The following is a 19,558-nucleotide window of genomic DNA, read 5'->3' as shown; positions in this document are numbered from 1 at the left end:
GATCTGTCACCAGCCGGGCCTGTGGACACGATCCGGATAACTTCGTAGTCCCCACCCTGTGGACGGGAGATCATCCCCCAATCTGTGGAGAACCTGCCACCGGAGCGGCTTAATCGAACAGCCCCGCGCCGTGGCGACCGTCCGTGCACAGCCGCGTACGGCCCCGCAGGTGCTCCAGAAGGCCCCGAGGAGGGGTCCGGAGGGGGTCTGGAGAGAGCCCCAGGAGGGTCTGGAGCGGTTCTGGAGAGGGTGCGGGAAGCGTCAGGGGACGGCTCGGGGACCGCTCGGATACGGAATCGGGGGACTTCCGCTCGGGCCAGGTCCGGTCGCCGGTCCCGCCGCCCCGACGGCGTACGGGACAAGGCCCGGGAACGGCGAAGGGCGCCCCGGGAGGTGTCCCGGGGCGCCCTTGGGTCCGGCGGGGTCGCGCCGCCGCCCGTCAGCCGTTCTTGATGCGGTTGGTCAGCTCGGTGACCTGGTTGTAGATGGAGCGCCGCTCCGCCATCAGCGCGCGGATCTTCCGGTCCGCGTGCATCACCGTCGTGTGGTCACGCCCGCCGAACTGCGCGCCGATCTTCGGCAACGACAGGTCCGTCAGCTCCCGGCACAGGTACATGGCGATCTGCCGGGCCGTCACCAGGACGCGGCTGCGCGACGATCCGCACAGGTCCTCCACCGTGAGCCCGAAGTAGTCGGCCGTGGCCGCCATGATCGCCGGTGCGGTGATCTCCGGCGACGAGTCGTCGCCACCCGGGATCAGGTCCTTCAGGACGATCTCGGTCAGGCCCAGGTCCACCGGCTGCCGGTTGAGGCTCGCGAAGGCGGTCACCCGGATCAGCGCGCCCTCCAGCTCGCGGATGTTCCGTGAGATCCGGGAGGCGATGAACTCCAGCACCTCCGGCGGGGCGTTCAGCTGCTCCTGCACCGCCTTCTTCCGGAGGATCGCGATCCGGGTCTCCAGCTCCGGCGGCTGCACATCGGTGGTGAGGCCCCACTCGAAGCGGTTGCGGAGCCGGTCCTCCAGGGTCACCAGCTGCCGGGGCGGCCGGTCCGAGGAGAGCACGATCTGCTTGTTCGCGTTGTGCAGGGTGTTGAAGGTGTGGAAGAACTCCTCCTGCGTCGACTCCTTGCTCGCGAGGAACTGGATGTCGTCGACGAGCAGGATGTCCACATCGCGGTAGCGCTTGCGGAAGGCGTCGCCCTTGCCGTCCCGGATCGAGTTGATGAACTCGTTGGTGAACTCCTCCGAGCTCACGTACCGCACGCGCGTGCCCGGGTAGAGGCTCCGCGCGTAGTGCCCGATCGCGTGCAGCAGGTGGGTCTTGCCGAGGCCCGACTCGCCGTAGATGAAAAGCGGGTTGTACGCCTTCGCCGGCGCCTCCGCCACCGCGACGGCGGCGGCGTGCGCGAACCGGTTCGAGGAACCGATCACGAAGGTGTCGAAGAGGTACCGGGGATTCAGCCGCGCGTGCTGCTCGCCCGGCGCGCCCGTGCCCTGCCCGCTGGAAGAGGAACCCGGGCCCGGCACGGGACCGCCCGGCCGGGGGCCGGGGCGGGCACCACCGTGGCCCTGCGGGTCGGGCAGCTCGGAGCGCTGCGGCTCGTACCCCCGGGACGGCTCGTCGTAGCGCGGCTGCCGGGACTGCTCGGGGCCGGTGTACGGGGCGCGCTCCTGGTAGCCGCCGAGCCGCGGCTGCTGCCAGGACAGGTCCTCCTGGGTCCGCGGCCAGGCGCCGGGGTCGGGCCGCTGCTGCCCGTAGTCCGGGTAGGCGGGGCGGGCGGTGGGCAGCCCGTCGTCGGGCATCGGCCGGTGGCCGTAGCCGTCGTACTTCTCGTACGTCTCCGCCTGCCCGCGCTCGTCGTACCGGGACTGCTGCGGCTGCTGCGCCGGGGGAGCGGGCGGCGTCGGCTCCCCGACCGACTCGTCGACGGTGATCGCGATCCGGATCGGCCTGCCGCACTCATGGCTGAGGGTCTCGCTGATCAGCGGGGCCAGGCGGCCCTCCAGGACGCGCTTGCCCCACTCGTTGGGGACGGCGAGCAGCGCCGTGTCGGCGACCAGGGCGAGCGGCTGGCAGCGTTCGATCCACTGCTTGTCCTTGGGCTCGATCCCCTGCTGGCCCTCGGCGAGGAGACGTTCCAGGACGCGTGGCCACACTGCGGCAAGATCGGCAGGTACGTCAGCCACAGGGCACGCTTTCTCGCAGGTCCCACGATGGTGTGGTTCTCGGGGACGGTGGGTCGGTGTCCGTGAGGACGGGTCCGTGAGGACAGGAGAGGACAGAACGGAAAAGATTGTGGAGTCTGTCCAAGGTAGTCGCGCCGCCTGACGTGGTTCAAGTTGTTGTCCACAGCCTGTGCACAATGGGAGGTGGCGACAGGTCGGTTTGACCGGATGGCGTAGCCGCGCGTACCGTGACCAGGTCGAGTTGTCGATGGCTGCTGCCGCCTGCCTCCGATGGGCAAAGATCACGGTCTGTGATCGTGAAGCGGTGCACTCGGGCGTATTGCGAGCTACTCGTGGGCGCACGGTGACAGCCAGGCGATGTCCCGCCATCTACGAATCATTTCTGGAGCCCCCGAGTGAGCAAGCGCACCTTCCAGCCGAACAACCGTCGTCGTGCGAAGACCCACGGCTTCCGTCTGCGTATGCGCACCCGCGCCGGCCGCGCCATCCTGGCGAACCGCCGTGGCAAGGGTCGCGCGAGCCTGTCCGCCTGATCCACCTCAAACAGGTCATGACGTGCTGCCTACCGAGAATCGGCTGAGGCGGCGCGAGGACTTCGCAACTGCGGTACGACGAGGACGCAGGGCCGGGCGCCCGCTCCTCGTCGTCCACCTACGCAGCGGTGCAACGGACCCGCACGCGCCTGGGGAGAGCGCTCCCCAGACGCGTGCGGGTTTCGTCGTGAGCAAAGCCGTAGGCGGTGCGGTCGTACGCAACCAGGTGAAGCGTCGCCTCCGCCATCTCATGCGAGACCGTCTCACCGAGCTGCCCCCCGGTAGCCTGGTGGTCGTACGGGCGTTGCCCGGTGCCGGCGACGCCGACCACGCGCAGCTGGCCCGAGACCTGGACGCCGCTCTTGAGCGGCTGCTGGGAGGGGGCGCGCGATGAAGTACCCGCTCCTTGCTCTCATCAAGCTGTACCAGTGGACGATCAGCCCCCTTCTGGGGCCCGTCTGCCGGTACTACCCGTCGTGTTCCCACTACGGATTCACGGCCATCGACCGGCATGGCGCGATCAAGGGCACGGCCCTGACCGCCTGGCGCATCCTGCGGTGCAATCCGTGGTCGCCCGGCGGAGTGGACCACGTCCCCGCGCGCAAGCGCCCCCGCTGGCACGAGATGCTGCGGAACGCGTTGCGTGGCGACAAGGGCGGGTCCCCCGCCGAGACGAGCCCGGCCGCCGAGACCTCGCCCAATGCTCAAGGAGCCTGATTAGTGGACACGATCGCCAGTCTGTTCAGCTTCATCACCTGGCCTGTTTCCTGGGTCATCGTCCAGTTCCACAAGGTGTACGGGGCGGTCTTCGGCCCTGACACGGGCTGGGCCTGGGGCCTGTCCATCGTGTCCCTCGTGGTGCTGATCCGTATCTGTCTGATCCCGCTGTTCGTCAAGCAGATCAAGTCGACGCGGAACATGCAGGCGCTCCAGCCGAAGATGAAGGCGATCCAGGAGCGCTACAAGAGCGACAAGCAGCGTCAGTCCGAAGAGATGATGAAGCTGTACAAGGAGACGGGTACCAACCCGCTCTCCTCGTGCCTTCCCATCCTGGCCCAGTCGCCGTTCTTCTTCGCGCTGTACCACGTGCTGTCCTCGATCGCCTCGGGCAAGGTCATCGGCGTCATCGACCAGCCGCTCCTCGAGAGTGCTCGTCAGGCCCACATCTTCGGTGCCCCGCTGGCCGCCAAGTTCACGGACAGCGCCGAGAAGGTCGCCGCGCTCGACGCCTCGCTGACCGACGTCCGCATCGTCACCGCGATCATGATCGTCCTGATGTCGGCCTCGCAGTTCTTCACCCAGCGCCAGTTGATGATGAAGAACGTCGACCTCTCGGTGAAGACGCCGTACATGCAGCAGCAGAAGATGCTCATGTACATCTTCCCGGTGATCTTCGCCGTCATGGGTGTCAACTTCCCCGTCGGTGTCCTCGTCTACTGGCTGACCACCAACGTGTGGACCATGGGCCAGCAGATGTACGTGATCAGCCAGAACCCGACTCCGGGCAGCAAGGCGCAGGACTCCTACCTCCAGCGGCTGCTGAAGAACGTCACGCAGCACGGCGAGGTCCGCGGCCGTCGCCGGAAGAACATCGTCAAGGCCATCGTGGCCAAGGGCGGTGACCGCAACGAGAACGAGCGCCGCTTCTTCGCGGGCCTGGCCAAGGCCGGTTTCGCCGCCCAGACCGACGGCAACGTGCTCAAGAGCGACACGGTCGCCGCCGAGGCCGAGGGCGGTGCCGCCAAGCGTCAGCAGCCCAAGCGCCAGACCAAGGCCCAGCGCCAGGCCGGCGCCTCCAAGGACACGGCAGCGGACACCGAGGAGGCCTCCGAGGCCGCCTCCGAGGACGAGGGCCCCTCGGAGGGCCCCTCGCTCGAGAAGAAGCCCACGGCCAAGGACGAGTCGAAGGACGCGGCACCGGCCGACAAGCCCGGCCGCCCGAGCCGTGCCAACTCCGGAGGCTCCCGCCAGGGCAAGTCCGGTCAGCGCAAGGGCCAGCAGCGGCCCAAGCACCCGTCCTCCAAGAAGTAAGCCGCCCAGAAGCAAGAAGGAGTCCATCCGTGACGGAAGGCACCACCACCGCCGCTGCCGAGGGCGACACCCTGAACAGCCTGGAGCAGGAGGGTGAGATCGCGGCCGACTACCTCGAAGGTCTGCTCGACATCGCCGATCTCGACGGCGACATCGACATGGACGTCGAGGCGGACCGCGCCGCGGTCTCGATCATCAGCGACTCCAGCAGCCGCGAACTGCAGAAGCTCGTGGGCCGCGACGGTGAGGTCCTGGAGGCCCTTCAGGAGCTGACCCGGCTGGCCGTGCACCGTGAGACCGGTGACCGCAGCCGCCTGATGCTGGACATCGCGGGCTTCCGCGCGCAGAAGCGCGCCGAGCTCGCCGAACTGGGAGCCAAGGCCGCGAACGAGGTGAAGACCTCGGGCCAGCCGGTCAAGCTGGACCCGATGACGCCTTTCGAGCGCAAGGTCGTGCACGACGCGATCGCCGCCGCCGGTCTGCGCAGCGAGTCCGAGGGCGAGGAGCCGCAGCGCTTCGTCGTCGTGCTTCCGGCCTGAACCCTCACGTAGTGTCGGCCCCGTCTGTTCGCAGGCGGGGCCGATCTTTGTCAGCCCGATAGTCAGCCACCACAGTGCGCTCGCACGCTGGACGTGCGGTACGGAAGGACGGTTCCCGTGACGGAGGAAGCGGAGCTCCCCGAGGCTCCGGAGCAGGCGCGGACAGTCTTCGGTGAGTACTTCCCGGAGGCCGTGCGGTACGCGGAGCTCCTGGCGGACGCGGGTGTGAAGCGCGGCCTCATCGGCCCGCGTGAGGTTCCGCGTCTCTGGGAACGCCACCTGCTGAACTGTGCCGTCCTCTCGGAGGTCGTCCCCGAGGGCGTCACGGTCTGCGATGTGGGCTCAGGCGCCGGCCTGCCCGGCATCCCGCTGGCGCTGGTCCGGCCCGATCTGAAGATCACGCTCCTTGAGCCCCTTCTGCGTCGGACGAACTTCCTCCAGGAGGTCGTCGAAATGCTCGGACTCGACCATGTGACCGTGGCCCGGGGGCGAGCGGAGGAGATGCTCGGCAAGATCACCCCCGTGCATGTGGTGACCGCCCGAGCGGTGGCCCCGCTGGACCGGCTGGCGGGTTGGGGTGTCCCGTTGCTGCGCCCGTACGGCGAGATGCTCGCGCTCAAGGGAGACACCGCCGAGGAAGAGATCAGCGGAGCACGGGCCGCTCTCGCCCGTCTCGGCGTGGTGGAGACCTCGGTGCTGCACGTGGGCGAGGGGATCGTCGATCCGCTGTCCACGGTCGTCCGGGTGGAGGTCGGCGAGAGCCCCGGTGGTGTGCGGTTCGCCGCCAAGCGGGCCAAGGCCGCGCGGACGAGCAAGACTCGTCGGCGTCGCTGAAAGTCCCCATACATCCCATTTCGGAGTGTCGGGCGACCCTGGTGCGGCGGCAGGGGCAAGGTGTTTCACGTGAAACGTCGCTCACTGCTGCAAGGGATCATCGGCCGCGGGCGCGCGGCCGCCACGCCTCGGGACCGTCGCCCCCGGCTGAATCCACCCACGAGGGTCACGGGGTTGTCCACAGAGGTGGATTCACCCACAGAACCACCGGCCTCGCTGGTTCACGACCCCGAAAGCATGACAGGCTCTTCCCAACGCGAGCCTGAAGCCGAGGAGAGTGAATCCTTGCGGTCCGACGCCAACATCGCGGGACCGATGACCGATGCGGTCCCCGGTCCCCGAATCGAATCGGCGGGGGAGGATGTTTCACGTGAAACACCGCCCCCGATGGACGACACCCCCATGGGGCACGCTGCCCAGCTGGCCGTAGAGGGCCTGGGCCGTGCCGGTGAGGGACTTCCCCGCCCCGCTCAGACGCGCGTGATGGTGGTCGCCAACCAGAAGGGCGGCGTGGGCAAGACGACCACGACGGTCAACCTCGCCGCCTCGCTGGCGTTGCACGGTGCCCGTGTCCTGGTCGTCGATCTGGACCCGCAGGGCAACGCCTCCACGGCACTGGGCATCGATCATCACGCCGAGGTCCCCTCGATCTATGACGTCCTGGTGGACAGCAGGCCGCTCTCCGAAGTGGTCCAGCCCGTCAAGGACGTCGAAGGTCTCTTCTGTGCTCCCGCCACCATCGATCTCGCCGGTGCGGAGATCGAGCTGGTGTCGCTGGTGGCGCGGGAGAGCAGGCTCCAGCGGGCGATCCAGGCGTACGAGCAGCCGCTCGACTACATCCTGATCGACTGTCCGCCCTCCCTCGGCCTCCTCACGGTCAACGCGATGGTGGCCGGTGCCGAGGTCCTGATCCCGATCCAGTGCGAGTACTACGCACTGGAGGGGCTCGGTCAGCTCCTGCGGAACGTCGATCTCGTGCGGGGACACCTCAACCCCGGACTGCATGTCTCGACGATCCTGCTCACCATGTACGACGGCAGGACGAGGCTCGCCTCGCAGGTCGCCGAAGAAGTGCGCACCCACTTCGCCGAGGAGGTCCTGCGGACCAGCATCCCGCGATCGGTCCGCATCTCGGAGGCACCCAGCTACGGACAGACCGTCCTCACGTACGACCCGGGCTCCAGTGGTGCCCTGTCCTACCTCGAAGCGGCCCGTGAGATCGCCCTGCGGGGGGCCGCCGTGCACTACGACCCGCAGCACGCCCACCATGTCGGGCACCGGAACAACCAGCACAGCATGTCGGAGGGGATCCAGTGAGTGAGCGACGTAGGGGACTGGGGCGTGGGCTCGGTGCGCTGATCCCCGCTGCTTCCCAGGAACGGCAGGCACCGGCCGACAACGGGGCCTCCCCCACCGGAGCCCCGGTGCTCGCACCGGTCCGGGGGGTGGCCGCCGCCAAGCTGGCGAACCTTCCGCAGAGCACGCAGTCCCCGGAGGCGTGGAACGGCGCCGGGAACCAGACTCTTCCCCAGCCTCCGGCCGGTGCCTATTTCACCGAGCTTCCGCTCGCCGCCATCACCCCCAACCGGCATCAGCCGCGTGAGGTCTTCGACGAGGACGCCCTAGCGGAGCTGGTCGCCTCCATCAAGGAGGTCGGTCTCCTCCAGCCCGTCGTCGTTCGCAGGACCGATGCCGAGAGCTACGAGCTCGTCATGGGCGAGCGGCGGCTTCGGGCGTCCAAGGCGGCCGGTCTGGAGACCATTCCCGCGATCGTGCGGGACACCGACGACGAGAAGATGCTCCTGGACGCCCTCCTGGAGAATCTGCACCGCGCCCAGCTGAACGCGATCGAAGAGGCGCACGCCTACGAGCAGCTCCTCAAGGACTTCGGCTGCACCCATGACCAGCTCGCGGAGCGGATCGGACGTTCCCGGCCGCAGATCTCCAACACCCTGCGTCTGCTGCGTCTCTCGCCGACGGTCCAGCGGCGGGTCGCCGCCGGAGTGCTCTCCGCCGGACATGCCCGTGCGCTGCTCGGTGTGGAGGATTCCGAGGCGCAGGACAAGCTGGCGTACCGGATCGTCTCCGAGGGACTCTCGGTGCGGTCCGTGGAGGAGATCGTGAGCCTCATGGGCTCCGAGGAGTCTGCTGGTGCCGTCAAGCCGAAGGGGCCGCGGGCGGGTGCCCGGGTGTCGCCCGCGCTCACTGATCTGGCCTCTCGTCTCTCGGACCGCTTCGAGACCCGGGTGAAGGTCGACCTCGGCCAGAAGAAGGGCAAGATCGTCGTCGAGTTCGCCTCGATGGAGGATCTGGAGCGCATCCTGTCGAGCCTCGCCCCCGGAGAGGGCCGGGTCATGGACCAGAAGAACGCGGGGGAGGGTCGGTAGGGCTGATCCCTTCCGCCGTCCGAGTGCCCTGGGCGGGCCGTGCTCCGGTTCCACCGGAACGCGGCCCGCCCTTTGCCTGTGGGCGGTGTCGTACCGATCTCCCGGTCGATACGATTCGAGAGGCGTATCCGTACTCGTCGGGCGAGGGAAACGAGGAACAGCCGTGGGGCGTCGGCTCGTACCGCTCACGCTGGACAACCTTCCGGACCTGCCCAAGCGGTGCCGCTCCTGCGTCTTCTGGGAGCTCGACCCGGTGAGCGGCGAGGCGGCGGTGAAGGCGGGTCGTGCCGAGCGGGAGAAGGAAGCCTGGATATCGGGCGTCCTCCTGGAATGGGGTTCCTGCGGACGGGTGGTCTACGTCGACGAGGTGCCGGTCGGCTACGTCCTCTACGCTCCCCCTGCCTATGTACCGCGCTCGACGGCCTTCCCGACGAGTCCGGTGGCGGCCGACGCGGCACAGCTGATGACCGCCTGGATCATGCCCGGCTACCAGGGGCAGGGACTGGGACGGGTGGTGGTGCAGACGGTGGCCAAGGATCTGCTGCGGCGGGGTTTCAAGGCGATCGAGGCCTTCGGAGACGCCCGCTGGAAGGAACCGGCCTGTGTGCTGCCGGCTGATCATCTGCTCGCGGTGGGCTTCAAGACCGTACGGCCGCACCCGGCCTTTCCGAGGATGCGGCTGGAACTGCGAACGGCGCTCTCCTGGAAGGAGGACGTCGAGATGGCCCTCGACCGTCTCCTCGGTGCGGTCCAGAAGGAGCCGGTCCTGCGACCACTCTGAGAACCTTCGCCGAGCAGGCCGGGCGCGCGTGGTCCTGGTGTCGGGGTACGAGAACGGCCCGCCCCCGAGCAGGGGCGGGCCGTTTCTGTTTCACGTGAAACGTTGTCGCTGTTTCACGTGAAACAGCGGGTGTGTCAGGCCTTGGTCGGCTCGACGAAGCCCTCCAGGTCGCGCAGGATGGCGGCCTTCGGCTTGGCGCCGACGATCGTCTTCACGACCTCGCCGTTCTGGTACACGTTCAGCGTCGGGATCGACATCACGCCGTACTTGGCGGCGGTGTCCGGGTTCTCGTCGATGTTGAGCTTCACGACCTCGATCTCACCGTGCTCGGCGGCGATGGCCTCCAGCGACGGCGCGATCTGACGGCACGGGCCGCACCAGGCAGCCCAGAAGTCCACCAGAACGGGCTTGTCGCTCTTGAGGACGTCTTCGTCGAAGGAAGCGTCGGTCACAGACTTGAGGGCCACAGCGGCCTCCTTGATCTCGCGGGGTGTGAGGGGCGGGGAGAGTCGGGTTCAGACCGCGGGGGTCTCGGCCAGCTTCTCGCTGTCCGCGAGGGCGGCCAGGAAGCGCTCGGAGTCCAGGGCGGCCGAGCAGCCGGTACCGGCTGCCGTGATGGCCTGACGGTAGGTGTGGTCGACGACGTCACCGGCGCCGAAGACACCCGCGAGGTTCGTACGGGTGGAGGGAGCGGAGACCTTGAGGTAGCCCTCGTCGTCCAGGTCCAGCTGGCCCTTGAAGAGCTCGGTCCGCGGGTCGTGGCCGACGGCGATGAAGAGGCCGGTGACGGGCAGCTCGCGGGTCTCGCCGGTCTTCGTGTCGCGCAGGGTCACACCGGTGAGCTTCTGCTCCCCGTGGATCTCGGTGACCTCGCTGTCCCAGGCGAAGGAGATCTTCGGGTCGGCGAAGGCACGCTCCTGCATCGCCTTCGAGGCGCGCAGGCTGTCCCGGCGGTGGACGATCGTGACGGACTTGGCGAAGCGCGAGAGGAAGGTGGCCTCCTCGATCGCGGTGTCGCCGCCGCCGACGACGGCGATGTCCTGGTCCTTGAAGAAGAAGCCGTCGCAGGTCGCGCACCAGGAGACACCACGGCCGGAGAGAGCGTCCTCGTTGGGCAGACCCAGCTTGCGGTGCTGCGAGCCGGTGGTGACGATGACGGCCTTGGCGCGGTGCACGGTGCCGGCCGTGTCGGTGACGGTCTTGATGTCACCGGTCAGATCCACGGCGATGACGTCGTCGGGGACCAGCTCGGCGCCGAAGCGCTCGGCCTGGGCGCGCATGTTGTCCATGAGGTCGGGGCCCATGATGCCGTCACGGAATCCGGGGAAGTTCTCGACCTCGGTCGTGTTCATCAGGGCGCCACCCGCGGTGACCGCCCCCTCGAAGACCAGGGGGTTCAGCGACGCGCGGGCCGTGTAGAGGGCAGCGGTGTATCCCGCGGGCCCGGAGCCGATAATGATCACGTTACGGACGTCGCTCACGGGTTTCTTCCTCGTCTCTGCAGACTGCCACTGCCTACGGGGCGATTGTCTCGGTCACTCTCACCCCACCCAACGGATACTAAGGGGCGTGCATTCCCGAGACCGCCGCACGGCACCGCAGCCGGGCGGGAGGAAGAGTCAGGAGCGGGCGTACGTCTCGCTGAACAGGACACGGGCGGCCGTGCTTCCGGCCCCACCGGCGGAGCCGCTCGCACAGGAGGCGTCGATTACGTACGCCTGGACCCGGTTGTTGTCCGCGGGGTCGGTCAGGACGAGCAGATAGGCGGGTGTCCCCCGGTATTCGCCGAGCTCCTGGCCCAGTACCGCGTCGGTGCGTCCGGTCCCCTCCAGGACGCAGCCGGGGACGGTGGCTTCCCTGTTCTGCCGGGGAGTCCCGCCGTCGGTCTCGGTGGACATCGGCCCGGGGCCGACACCCTGGGGTGTCTTGGCCGTGCGGGTCTCGTGCAGGAGGTTCCGCACCCGGTCTTCGACCGGGGACCCGGAAAAGACGGTGTGGGCCGCTCCGGCGGCCACGTCGGCCTTCTTGGTGTCACCCGACGCACTGTTCGAGACCGGATGGTGTGCCTGGCTGAGGTACAGACCCGCTCCGAGGACGACAGCACCGAAGGCGGCGCCGATCGTGGCCAGCAGGGTGACGCGCCGACGTCGAGGCCGAATACCCCGTCCGGGGCCGGTGGACGCGCCGGGACGGCCACCGGGACGGTCGACCGGGGGAATCGAGGGGATGGGAGGAGACGCCTTCACCGGGGTGCGCGTTGTTTCACGTGAAACAGCGCTGCCGTTCTCGGGCCTGGTGGCGCTGAGAAGGGCCTCGGCGGCCAGAGCGGCGTCGATCCTGCCCGCGATCTCGGCGGGCATACGCGGCGGGCCGGGCAGGGTGCCCAGCAGGCCCCGGATCTCCTCCAGGGAGGCCCGCACGTCGTCGCAGAGGGGACAGCCCTCCAGATGTCTGCGGACGACCATGGAGCGGCTCGGCGGAAGGAGCCCCTCAGTCAGGTCGGAGATCTCCGAGACGTCCGGGTGCTGTGTGGTGTCGGCCTTGCCGGCTGTGGAAGTCACGTGCGCCCACCTCCGCCCTTCACAGCAGCTTGATCAGTCGGTCCGATGTCCTTCGGTCCCGGCACCGTTGGGACGGATGCCCCCGGCGTCCGGTTCCTTCCCCCTTCGAGGGGCTCGTTACCCACGGTGTCGGCGCGCAGATGAGTGACCAGTGGCAGCAGGCGTGCCCGTCCTCGCGCACAGCGGCTCTTCACGGTGCCGGTGGGAACGTCGAGGATGCGGGCCGCCTCCGCCACCGGATATCCCTGCATGTCGACCAGGACGAGTGCGGCGCGCTGGTCGGGGGCGAGGGTGCCGAGTGCGGCGAGGAGTTCTCGATGCAGGTCCTGCCGCTCGACCGGGGCCTCGGCGGACTCATGCGGTTCGAGGAGCTGTTCGAATCGGGCGGTGTCGTCGACGGGCGAGGTCCTGCGGGAGGCGGTCTTGCGCACCCGGTCGAGACAGGCGTTCACGGTGATCCGGTGCAGCCAGGTCGTGACGGCCGACCGGCCACGGAAGGTGTGGGCGGACCGGAAGGCGGACACCAGGGCGTCCTGGACGGCGTCGGCGGCCTCTTCGGGGTCCCTCAGGGTCCGCAGGGCCACGGCCCACAGCCGGTCACGGTGCCGCCGGACCAGCTCGCCGAAGGCGTCGGGGTCCCCGGCGACATGGCGGGCCAGGAGCTCCTCGTCGGCGGCGGTCCGGAGGTCGTCAGCCGCAGGCGTCACGGTTCCCCTCCTCGCTCGGCAGCCGTGCAGGCATTCAATCCGGTCCCTGCCCGGAAGTAAATGAGCGCCGGGCTGGGCCCGGCGCTCACGGTGGTGCACGGTCGGTTACCGGGGCGTGCCCTGGAACGACACGTTGGTGATGGCCTGCTTGTAACCGGCGCCGAAGTACTGGTCGCCCGTGGAGTACGGCGCGGAGGTCATCCAGAGCAGCACGTAACGGGCCTTGACCGGGGTCTTCGTCTCCGGGTTCGCGGTCAATCCCGAGGTCTCGACCGTGGCGATCTTCTTCATGGAGTCCGGGGTACCGGACGGGGAGAGCGAGTCCGCCGCGTACAGGGTGATCGCGGTCTTCGGGCCTCCGTAGCGGAGCGCTATCGAGGCGGACGAGACGTTCTGCTCGCTCCCGAGGTCGTAGACGATGCCGACACCCTGCTTGTACGGCGCCAGGACGGGGCCGCCGAGGAAGGTCCTGGTGCGCCAGTACGACGAGCTGTCGTTGTCGTAGGTGTCGCCGACGCTCTCCGGGTTCTGCGGCTTGCCGTCGGGGGCGAACTCCTGGGCCGAGCTGATCGTCAGCGGCTTGGGCGGTTCCGGCTTCTCGTCGACGAGGGTCGGGGCCGTCGTCGGCGTGTCGACGGGGGTCTCCTTGTTGAGGAGCCGGTCCGCGATCTGCCAGCTGCCGAGGCCCAGGGCGGCGATCAGCAGGGCCGAGACGGTCCACTTGAGCGCCCTGCCGGTACGGCTCTGCAGCGGGGGCGGAGGGACGATCACCGGCTGAGTGACGACCGGGCGGGGCTGCGGACGTCCGTAGGTGCCCTGCTGGTAGGTGGTGCGCTGGTACTCGGGCGGGGCGGTGAACTCCGGCTCCGGCGGCTTCACCCGCGGCATCGCGGCCACGGCCTTGGCCAGTTCGTCCGGGGTGGTGCAGGGCGGCTCCTGGCGCGAGGCGGTGGCCCCGTCGTTGGCCAGGGCGCGCATGGCGATCTCCGAGAGGCCCCGGTGGACCCCTGCCCGGACCTGGTCGGGCGGGAGCAGCCCGATGCCCTTGGGGAGCCCGGAGAGGCCGTAGGCGTCGCTGTCGTACGGCCAGCGCTGGGTGAGTGCGGCGTACAGGAGGGCGCCGATGGCCTCGGTGTCGCTGCGCTGCGGGCGCTCGGCGGTGATGCCGCGCAGGGCGGCGTTCACGGCCAGGCCGCGGATGCGGTACTGGCCGGTGGAGCTGCGCAGGACGGCACTCGGCGTGAGCCGGAGGTGCGAGAGGCCCTCGCGGTGGGCGGCTGCCATGGCCTGGGAGACCTGGCTGACGAGCTGGTAGGCGTCGTGGGCCTCCAGCGGACCGGCCGCGAGCAGCGCGGTCAGCTCGGTGGAGTCGGGCAGCCACTCGTGCACGACGTAGACCAGGTCGTTCTCCTCGACGGCGTCGAGGACCTGGACGAACCGGGGGTCGCCGAGCAGCGCCGAGGAACGGGCCGCCGCGAGGACCGAGCGGGCCCGGGGATGGTCCGCGGGCAGCAGGTGGACCCCGACCGCGCGCCGCAGTTTCTCGTCGACGGCACGCCAACTGCTGAAGCCGTCCAGCCGGGTGACGCACTCCTCCAGCCGGTAGCGCCTGGCCAGCTTGTGGCCGCTGTGCAGCTCGGGAGCCGTGATCGAGGGCTGTTCGCCGCTCTGTCGTTCGACCGCCTTCTTCTCCGTGACCTCGGCGGTGCTCTCCGCCGTCTTCTGTTCCTCCGCCACCCCGTCGGTCGCGGCCGTGTCCGCCTTGGCGGTCAGCGGGTCGTCACCGCTGTTGTCGGCCACGTCGACGGCGGCCGTGCTACGTTCCGCCACCGTCGTTCCTGCCTCCCCATCCGTTGCGCCACATCCAACAGCCAAGCCAATTGTGCCCACAGTCGGACGCTATGCACGACACGCGGCTCCCCCCGATGGTTGCGCTGCCGTGCCGGATCAGCGTCCGAGTCGTCCGCGCACCATGCCGACCAGGGTGTTCAGTTCCGCGATCCGCATCCGCTTGGCGGCCAGGAAGAAGACACCGAGGAGGGCCGCTCCGCCCACGAGCAGGGCGACGAGCGAGCCCAGCGCGTCCTCGCCGAGGAGCTTCAGCAGACCGAAGCCGATGGCGCCGGAGACGATCGCGGCGGGCACGGAGGCCATGCAGAGCCGGGCGTAGGTCCGCAGCACGTGCGTGCCGTCCAGGTCGCCGCCGAGCCGCTTGCGGAGGCGGCGCCAGGCGATGCCGACGCCGACCGCGTACGCGAGGCCGTACGAGGCGGCCATGCCGACGACGGCCCAGCGGGCGGGCAGGACGACGTAGCAGAGCGCCGAGGCGGCCGCGTTGACGGCGGCGACGATGACCGTGTTGTAGAAGGGCGTCCGGGTGTCCTCGTAGGCGTAGAAGCCGCGGAGCACGACGTACTGCACGGAGTAGGGGATCAGACCGAGGCCGAAGGCCATCAGGATGAAGCCCATGCCCTGGGCGGCCTCGACGCCGCTGGAAGCGTAGAGGAGGGTGCACATCGGGACGCCCAGCGCCAGGAAGGCGAAGGAGACCGGGACGATCGCGACGGCGGAGTTCCGCAGGCCCTGCGAGATGTCGTCGCGGACGGCGCCCGGGTCGTCGTCGTGGGCGGCGCGGGAGATGCGGGGCAGCAGCGCGGCCATCACGGAGACCGTGATGATGGCCTGCGGCATCCCCCAGATCAGCTGGGCGTTCGAGTAGGCGAGGAAGCCGGCGCCGTTCATCCCGGACTCCTCACCGGCGGCGGTGGCGAGCTGGGTGACGACCAGGACACCCGCCTGGTTGGCGAGGACGAAGAGGACGGTCCACTTGGCGAGCTTGACGGTCTTGCCGAGCCCGTGGCCCTTCCAGTCGAAGCGGGGCCGGAAACGGAAACCCGTCTCGCGCAGGTACGGGATCATCGCCAGGGCCTGGACGACGAGGCCGAGCAGGGTGCCGATGCCCAGCAGCCGGATGCCGTCGTCCGGGATGGTCTGCACACCCATCTGGGACTCGGCGGAGGTGCCGTAGACCCAGATGAACAGACCGAAGGTGACGATCATGACGATGTTGTTGAGGACCGGCGTCCACATCATCGCGCCGAACTTGCCGCGGGCGTTGAGGATCTGGCCCATCACCACGTGCACGCCCATGAAGAAGATCGTGGGCAGGCAGTAGCGGGCGAACGTCACGGCCACGCTGTTCGCGGCGGCGTCGTCGGCGATGGTGTTGGACATCAGCCGGATGAGCAGCGGCGCGGCGAAGACGGCCGCGGCGACGATCAGACCGAGCGCCACCATGACGAGGGTGAGCAGCCGGTTGGCGTACGCCTCGCCGCCGTCCTCGTCGTTCTTCATCGACCGGACGAGCTGCGGGACGAAGACCGAGTTGAGGCCGCCGCCGACGGTGAGGATGTAGATCATCGTCGGCAGCGTGTAGGCGATGGTGAAGGTGTCGCCGAGCAGGGCGGCGCCGAGCGCGCCGGTGATGACCAGGCTGCGGACGAAGCCGGTGAGCCGGGAGACCAGGGTGCCCGCGGCCATCACCGCGCTCGACTTCAGGAGTCCGGAGGCACGGCCGGACTTCTTGGGCGCGGGGGCGGGCAGCGGGTCGGGCTCCGGGGCGGGCGGGGGCACCTGGCCGGGAGTCTGCTGGTCCCGGTAGAGGTGGGCGAAGGCGTCCGGCTCGGGGCTGTCCTCGCCGGCCCGGGTCACCAGGTCGTCGACGCCGGTGAACTGGACCGTGCGGGCGTCGTCGCCGTAGGGCAGGTGGCGGGAGGTGCCGTCGGGCTCCGGTGCCGGGGTCTGCGCCCAGACCCGGGGGTCGGGGGCGTGCTGGGGAGCGGTCGGCTGCGCGTAGAGCGGCTGGGGCTCCTGGTAGGTGCCGGGCGGGGGCGGGGGGTGCGCGGCGCGGTCGTAGAGCGCCTCGGACACGGGGTCCTGCGCGGAGAGGTCCTGGGCCCGGTAGGGGTCGTGGGCGTAGGCGTCCTGGACGTAGGGGTCCTGCGCGTACGGGTTCTGCTCGTACTGTCCCTGTCCCTGTCCCTGGGCGGGGGTGTACGGGCCCTGCCCAGGGTTGGGGGCGTACCGGCCCTGTCCGTGGGGCTGGGGGTACGGGCCCTGGTCGTACGGGGTCTGTCCCTGGTACGGGGCGTACGGGGTCTGCGGTGGGGCGCCCTGCGCGTAGGGGTTCTGCTCCTGCGGGGGCGGCACCGGCGGGTGGCCGGGGCCGGAGGGTGCCGCGGGCGTCCCACCGGACGGCGCGGCGCCGCCCGCGCCCTGGCCGCGGTCACCGTCGTACGGCGCGTTCATGGTTACCCCACCTCATCGTCCCCGGCCGACCGGCCACGGCATCGCTCAACGGTCCACTTTCTCACCCGGGCCCGACGGGTCGCCGCTTTCGGACCCGGTGTCCGGCTCCGGGTCACTCGGCTGCTCGGCTTCGTCACCGTCCGCCCGCTCCGGCACCGTCCCGGAAGCCGGGGGCGTGCTGTCGTCCGGGTGCGGGCCGTCGTCCGTCTTCTGGGCTGCGGCGTTCTCGGTGTTCTCGGTGTTCTCGGCCCGCTGGGTGTCCGCCGCCTCCGCCTCCGCCGCTCCGGCCTCGGCGTTGCGGGCGGCCACCCGCTTGCGCTGGGTGTACATCCGTACTCCGGCGAGGACGAGGAGCAGGACACCACCGGCGATCACCAGCATCACCGTGGCGGTGATCTCGGAGACCTTCACGATGAACATCATCGGCTGCCCGTACGGGGTGCCGTCCTCGGTGTAGAGCTGGGCGGTCATCGGGACCTGGCCGTTGACGCTGGCGGTGGCGGTGAACTTCACGGACTGGCTGTGGCCGCCGTTGATCTTCACGGGAAGTTCGGCGACGCCTTCGTCACCGTTGAGCTTGAGCCTGCCCTTGTTGCTGGAGACGAGCCGCAGCTCCAGGTTCTCCACGCCCTGGAGCAGCTTGTTCTGGACGGTCACCGGGATGGTGGCACTGCGGCCCGAAAGAGTGAGGTCCGACTTGTCGACGAGCTGTACACCCTCGGTGAGGGTCTGCAGATACTCCAGGACGTTGATCCGGTAGAGCGCGGCCGCCCTGGCCTGCCCCCGCCACGAGGTGGACATCTCGCGGTTGATCGCGTTGCCGAAGGGAGTCACGACGCGGTCCGGCTGGGTCAGGATGACCTTGAAGTCGTCCAGCTCGTCGCGGGTGGTCTTCATGTCGCGGAAGGCCTGGACGGGCAGCTCCCGGTCGCGCAGCTTCTTGGGGTAGCGGGAGCTGCTGGGCACCCGGGTGGAGGCGTCCGGGTCGGGCTTGGCCGCGGCGGCGGCGACGAGGTCGCTCGGCTGGGTCCAACGGCGGCCGGACAGGCCCTTCAGCGCGCTCGCCATGGTCTGCGCCTGGGAGATGCTCGGCACCCGCTGTGGGGCGACGACGATGCTCCGCTGGTCCTCCGGCTGCTCCAGGGTGACCGCGAGGGACTGGGAGAGGAACTCCTGGACCGCCCGGGTGGAGTTCTCGGCGCGGAGCATGTCCCCTTCGAACGCCGTGGACAGCAGGGCGTCGCTCACGACGGCCGTGGTGCTCCCGGTACCGAAGGGGCGGGCCGCCGTCGGTGTGTAGGAGAGCTCGTCGCGGACGCTGTCGCTGCGGGCGATCACCTTGTCGGCGCCCGCCGAGGTCGCGACGGCCACGATGGACGGGTCCACGGCCCCGTCGGCGGGCCACGCGAAGTCGGTGGCGGCCCGGGTGTGCAGCACGGTCTCCACGGTCACCCCGGCGAGCGCGGTCGCCGACTGGAGGTGTTCGAGGGAGCCGGGGACGTCCTTGCCCCGGTGGGCGAGGGAGGCGAGGTCGGGGTCCGCGAAGGGGAGCGCGACGACCTTGCGGCCCTGGACCGCCTTCTCCAGCGCGTCCAGCCAGCTCCTGGCGACGGCCTGGTTCTTGCCGGGGACGTGCAGGGACCCCTCCTTGACCCGGTAGCCGTTCGCCATGGCGTCGACGGAGGCCAGCAGGTCCGGGTCGACCACCCAGGTGACGGGGAGGTCCTTGCCGAGGGAGACGAGCTGGTCGAGGCGCCCGCCCGGCTTCAGCTCGGTGGCCAGGGCGTCGTCCTCGAAGACGGGGGTCTGCTGGTCGTCCGTGGCGGTCTCCGCGGAGACATGGGCAGAGGAGATCAACGGCCAGAGATAGGTGAGCTGGGTCTTCTTCTCGGTGGGATCGGGCTGGTACGGCAGGAACGTCCGCTCGATGCCGAGGACCCGGTCGTAGCGCCGGTCCGAGGTCTGCCCGGTGAGGGACACGCCCAGCTGGTACACGCCCGCGTCGTCGAGCCCGAGTTCGGAGACCGGGACGGAGAACGAGAAGTCCGCGCTGAGACCTGCGGCGAGACGGGGAATCTTCACCACGGGGGCGTCTTCGAGCGGCGCCGGGTCGCTGTCGTCCCGGTAGCCGGTGCGGTCCGTCGCCTGGTCGATCTCGCTGCGGCTCGTCATCCGGGGCCCGACCCGCAGGTCCACGGTCGCGTCGGTGATCGTCTTCTTGCCCCGGTTGGTGACCGTTCCGGTGACCTTGACCGTGTCCCCCTCGACGGGCGCGCTGGGGCTCAGTGTGTCGAGGGACACGTCGACGGTCTTCGAACCGGTGGAGTCCTCGGCGGCGGACGCCGTGGAAGTGACCGCGGGCGCCTGGAGCAGTCCGGCGAGGAGCGGTGCCCCCACGGCGACGGTGATCGTGCGCCGTAGCCACCGGCGAGCAGGTGAGGGACTTGTTCCCTGGATGTCTGCCGCCTCGGCCACGCGTTCGCCCGTCCTCGTCGTTGCCCGTGATGCCAGTGGGGTGGGTGCTTCCCGGTTGCTGTGTCCAGGCATGGTAACGAGGCATCCTGGGAGCAAGTGCCGGGGAGTGCTCCAGGCGATCTTCGTCCGGCCTCCGGGCGCCCGGTTCGCGTGGCGGTGGCCCGTGGAAAAACGGGGACAACGTCGCGAGCCGGGGCACGTACCCTTTTCTGTT

17 protein-coding genes are annotated in these 19,558 nt (G+C 69.6%); 9 read left to right on the top strand and 8 right to left on the bottom strand.

The features are described from left to right. Positions 1 to 439: 439 nt before the first annotated feature. Entirely contained in the window at positions 440 to 2,188 is a 1,749-nt protein-coding gene (gene dnaA / locus ACIO92_RS10930; RefSeq protein WP_366443575.1) for a chromosomal replication initiator protein DnaA, read from the bottom strand. Between the two features lie 395 nt (positions 2,189 to 2,583). Here dnaA and rpmH point away from each other — a divergent pair, with 395 nt between their 5' ends. The 9 genes from rpmH (at position 2,584) to ACIO92_RS10885 (ending at position 9,293) form a co-directional block, all read left to right on the top strand. Then, positions 2,584 to 2,721, top strand: a complete 138-nt coding sequence (gene rpmH, locus ACIO92_RS10925; protein ID WP_006381191.1) for a 50S ribosomal protein L34 — start codon at positions 2,584 to 2,586, stop codon at positions 2,719 to 2,721. Between the two features lie 22 nt (positions 2,722 to 2,743). Then, positions 2,744 to 3,115: a ribonuclease P protein component gene (gene rnpA, locus ACIO92_RS10920; protein ID WP_366443576.1), complete on the top strand. Its 372-nt coding sequence runs from the start codon at positions 2,744 to 2,746 to the stop codon at positions 3,113 to 3,115. Further along, a complete protein-coding gene (gene yidD / locus ACIO92_RS10915) occupies positions 3,112 to 3,438 on the top strand; it encodes a membrane protein insertion efficiency factor YidD (protein ID WP_329855968.1) in 327 nt (108 codons plus the stop codon). The genes rnpA and yidD overlap by 4 nt, the downstream gene beginning before the upstream one ends. A 3-nt stretch (positions 3,439 to 3,441) precedes the next feature. Further along, positions 3,442 to 4,752 carry a membrane protein insertase YidC gene (yidC, locus tag ACIO92_RS10910; RefSeq protein ID WP_366443577.1) on the top strand — a complete coding sequence of 437 codons (1,311 nt, stop codon included), beginning with the start codon at positions 3,442 to 3,444 and terminating at the stop codon, positions 4,750 to 4,752. Between the two features lie 29 nt (positions 4,753 to 4,781). Next, positions 4,782 to 5,291 (top strand): R3H domain-containing nucleic acid-binding protein, encoded by a 510-nt coding sequence (locus tag ACIO92_RS10905; protein WP_366443578.1) that lies wholly within the window; start codon positions 4,782 to 4,784, stop codon positions 5,289 to 5,291. Positions 5,292 to 5,408: 117 nt separating this feature from the next. After that, positions 5,409 to 6,125: a 16S rRNA (guanine(527)-N(7))-methyltransferase RsmG gene (gene rsmG, locus ACIO92_RS10900; protein WP_366443579.1), complete on the top strand. Its 717-nt coding sequence runs from the start codon at positions 5,409 to 5,411 to the stop codon at positions 6,123 to 6,125. 237 nt (positions 6,126 to 6,362) lie between these two features. Then, a complete protein-coding gene (locus tag ACIO92_RS10895; protein WP_366443580.1) occupies positions 6,363 to 7,442 on the top strand; it encodes a ParA family protein in 1,080 nt (359 codons plus the stop codon). Next, positions 7,439 to 8,512, top strand: a complete 1,074-nt coding sequence (locus ACIO92_RS10890; protein ID WP_366443581.1) for a ParB/RepB/Spo0J family partition protein — start codon at positions 7,439 to 7,441, stop codon at positions 8,510 to 8,512. The genes ACIO92_RS10895 and ACIO92_RS10890 overlap by 4 nt, the downstream gene beginning before the upstream one ends. Before the next feature lie 163 nt (positions 8,513 to 8,675). Then, a complete protein-coding gene (locus ACIO92_RS10885; RefSeq protein ID WP_366443582.1) occupies positions 8,676 to 9,293 on the top strand; it encodes a GNAT family N-acetyltransferase in 618 nt (205 codons plus the stop codon). A gap of 134 nt (positions 9,294 to 9,427) precedes the next feature. Here the strand turns inward: ACIO92_RS10885 and trxA are convergent, their stop codons facing one another. The 7 genes from trxA to ACIO92_RS10850 form a co-directional block, all read right to left on the bottom strand. After that, a complete protein-coding gene (gene trxA / locus ACIO92_RS10880; RefSeq protein WP_351783298.1) occupies positions 9,428 to 9,760 on the bottom strand; it encodes a thioredoxin in 333 nt (110 codons plus the stop codon). Positions 9,761 to 9,808: 48 nt separating this feature from the next. After that, a complete protein-coding gene (trxB, locus tag ACIO92_RS10875; protein WP_401235290.1) occupies positions 9,809 to 10,774 on the bottom strand; it encodes a thioredoxin-disulfide reductase in 966 nt (321 codons plus the stop codon). A 138-nt stretch (positions 10,775 to 10,912) separates the two neighbouring features. Further along, positions 10,913 to 11,854, bottom strand: coding sequence for a hypothetical protein (locus tag ACIO92_RS10870; protein WP_366443584.1), 942 nt, complete (start codon positions 11,852 to 11,854; stop codon positions 10,913 to 10,915). Further along, positions 11,851 to 12,561, bottom strand: a complete 711-nt coding sequence (gene sigM, locus ACIO92_RS10865; protein ID WP_366443585.1) for an RNA polymerase sigma factor SigM — start codon at positions 12,559 to 12,561, stop codon at positions 11,851 to 11,853. Before sigM ends, ACIO92_RS10870 begins: the two co-directional genes overlap by 4 nt. A 105-nt stretch (positions 12,562 to 12,666) precedes the next feature. Beyond that, positions 12,667 to 14,391 (bottom strand): protein kinase family protein, encoded by a 1,725-nt coding sequence (locus ACIO92_RS10860; RefSeq protein WP_366443586.1) that lies wholly within the window; start codon positions 14,389 to 14,391, stop codon positions 12,667 to 12,669. Positions 14,392 to 14,508: 117 nt separating this feature from the next. Next, positions 14,509 to 16,869 carry a murein biosynthesis integral membrane protein MurJ gene (gene murJ / locus ACIO92_RS10855; protein WP_366443587.1) on the bottom strand — a complete coding sequence of 787 codons (2,361 nt, stop codon included), beginning with the start codon at positions 16,867 to 16,869 and terminating at the stop codon, positions 14,509 to 14,511. 45 nt (positions 16,870 to 16,914) lie between these two features. Next, entirely contained in the window at positions 16,915 to 19,344 is a 2,430-nt protein-coding gene (locus tag ACIO92_RS10850; protein WP_402280092.1) for a DUF6049 family protein, read from the bottom strand. Positions 19,345 to 19,558 lie beyond the last annotated feature (214 nt).

Origin of the sequence: Streptomyces sp. NPDC087215 (assembly GCF_044744885.1) — a bacterium.
In the GTDB taxonomy this organism is placed as follows: Bacteria; Actinomycetota; Actinomycetes; order Streptomycetales; family Streptomycetaceae; genus Streptomyces.
This window is presented reverse-complemented; position numbering and strand designations above follow the sequence as displayed.

Coding starts and splice junctions, on each gene's coding strand:
- yidD (WP_329855968.1), top strand. CDS start 3,112: ATGAAGTACCCGCTCCTTGCTCTCATCAAGCTGTACCAGTGGACGATC.
- murJ (WP_366443587.1), bottom strand. CDS start 16,869: ATGAACGCGCCGTACGACGGTGACCGCGGCCAGGGCGCGGGCGGCGCC.
- ACIO92_RS10895 (WP_366443580.1), top strand. CDS start 6,363: ATGACAGGCTCTTCCCAACGCGAGCCTGAAGCCGAGGAGAGTGAATCC.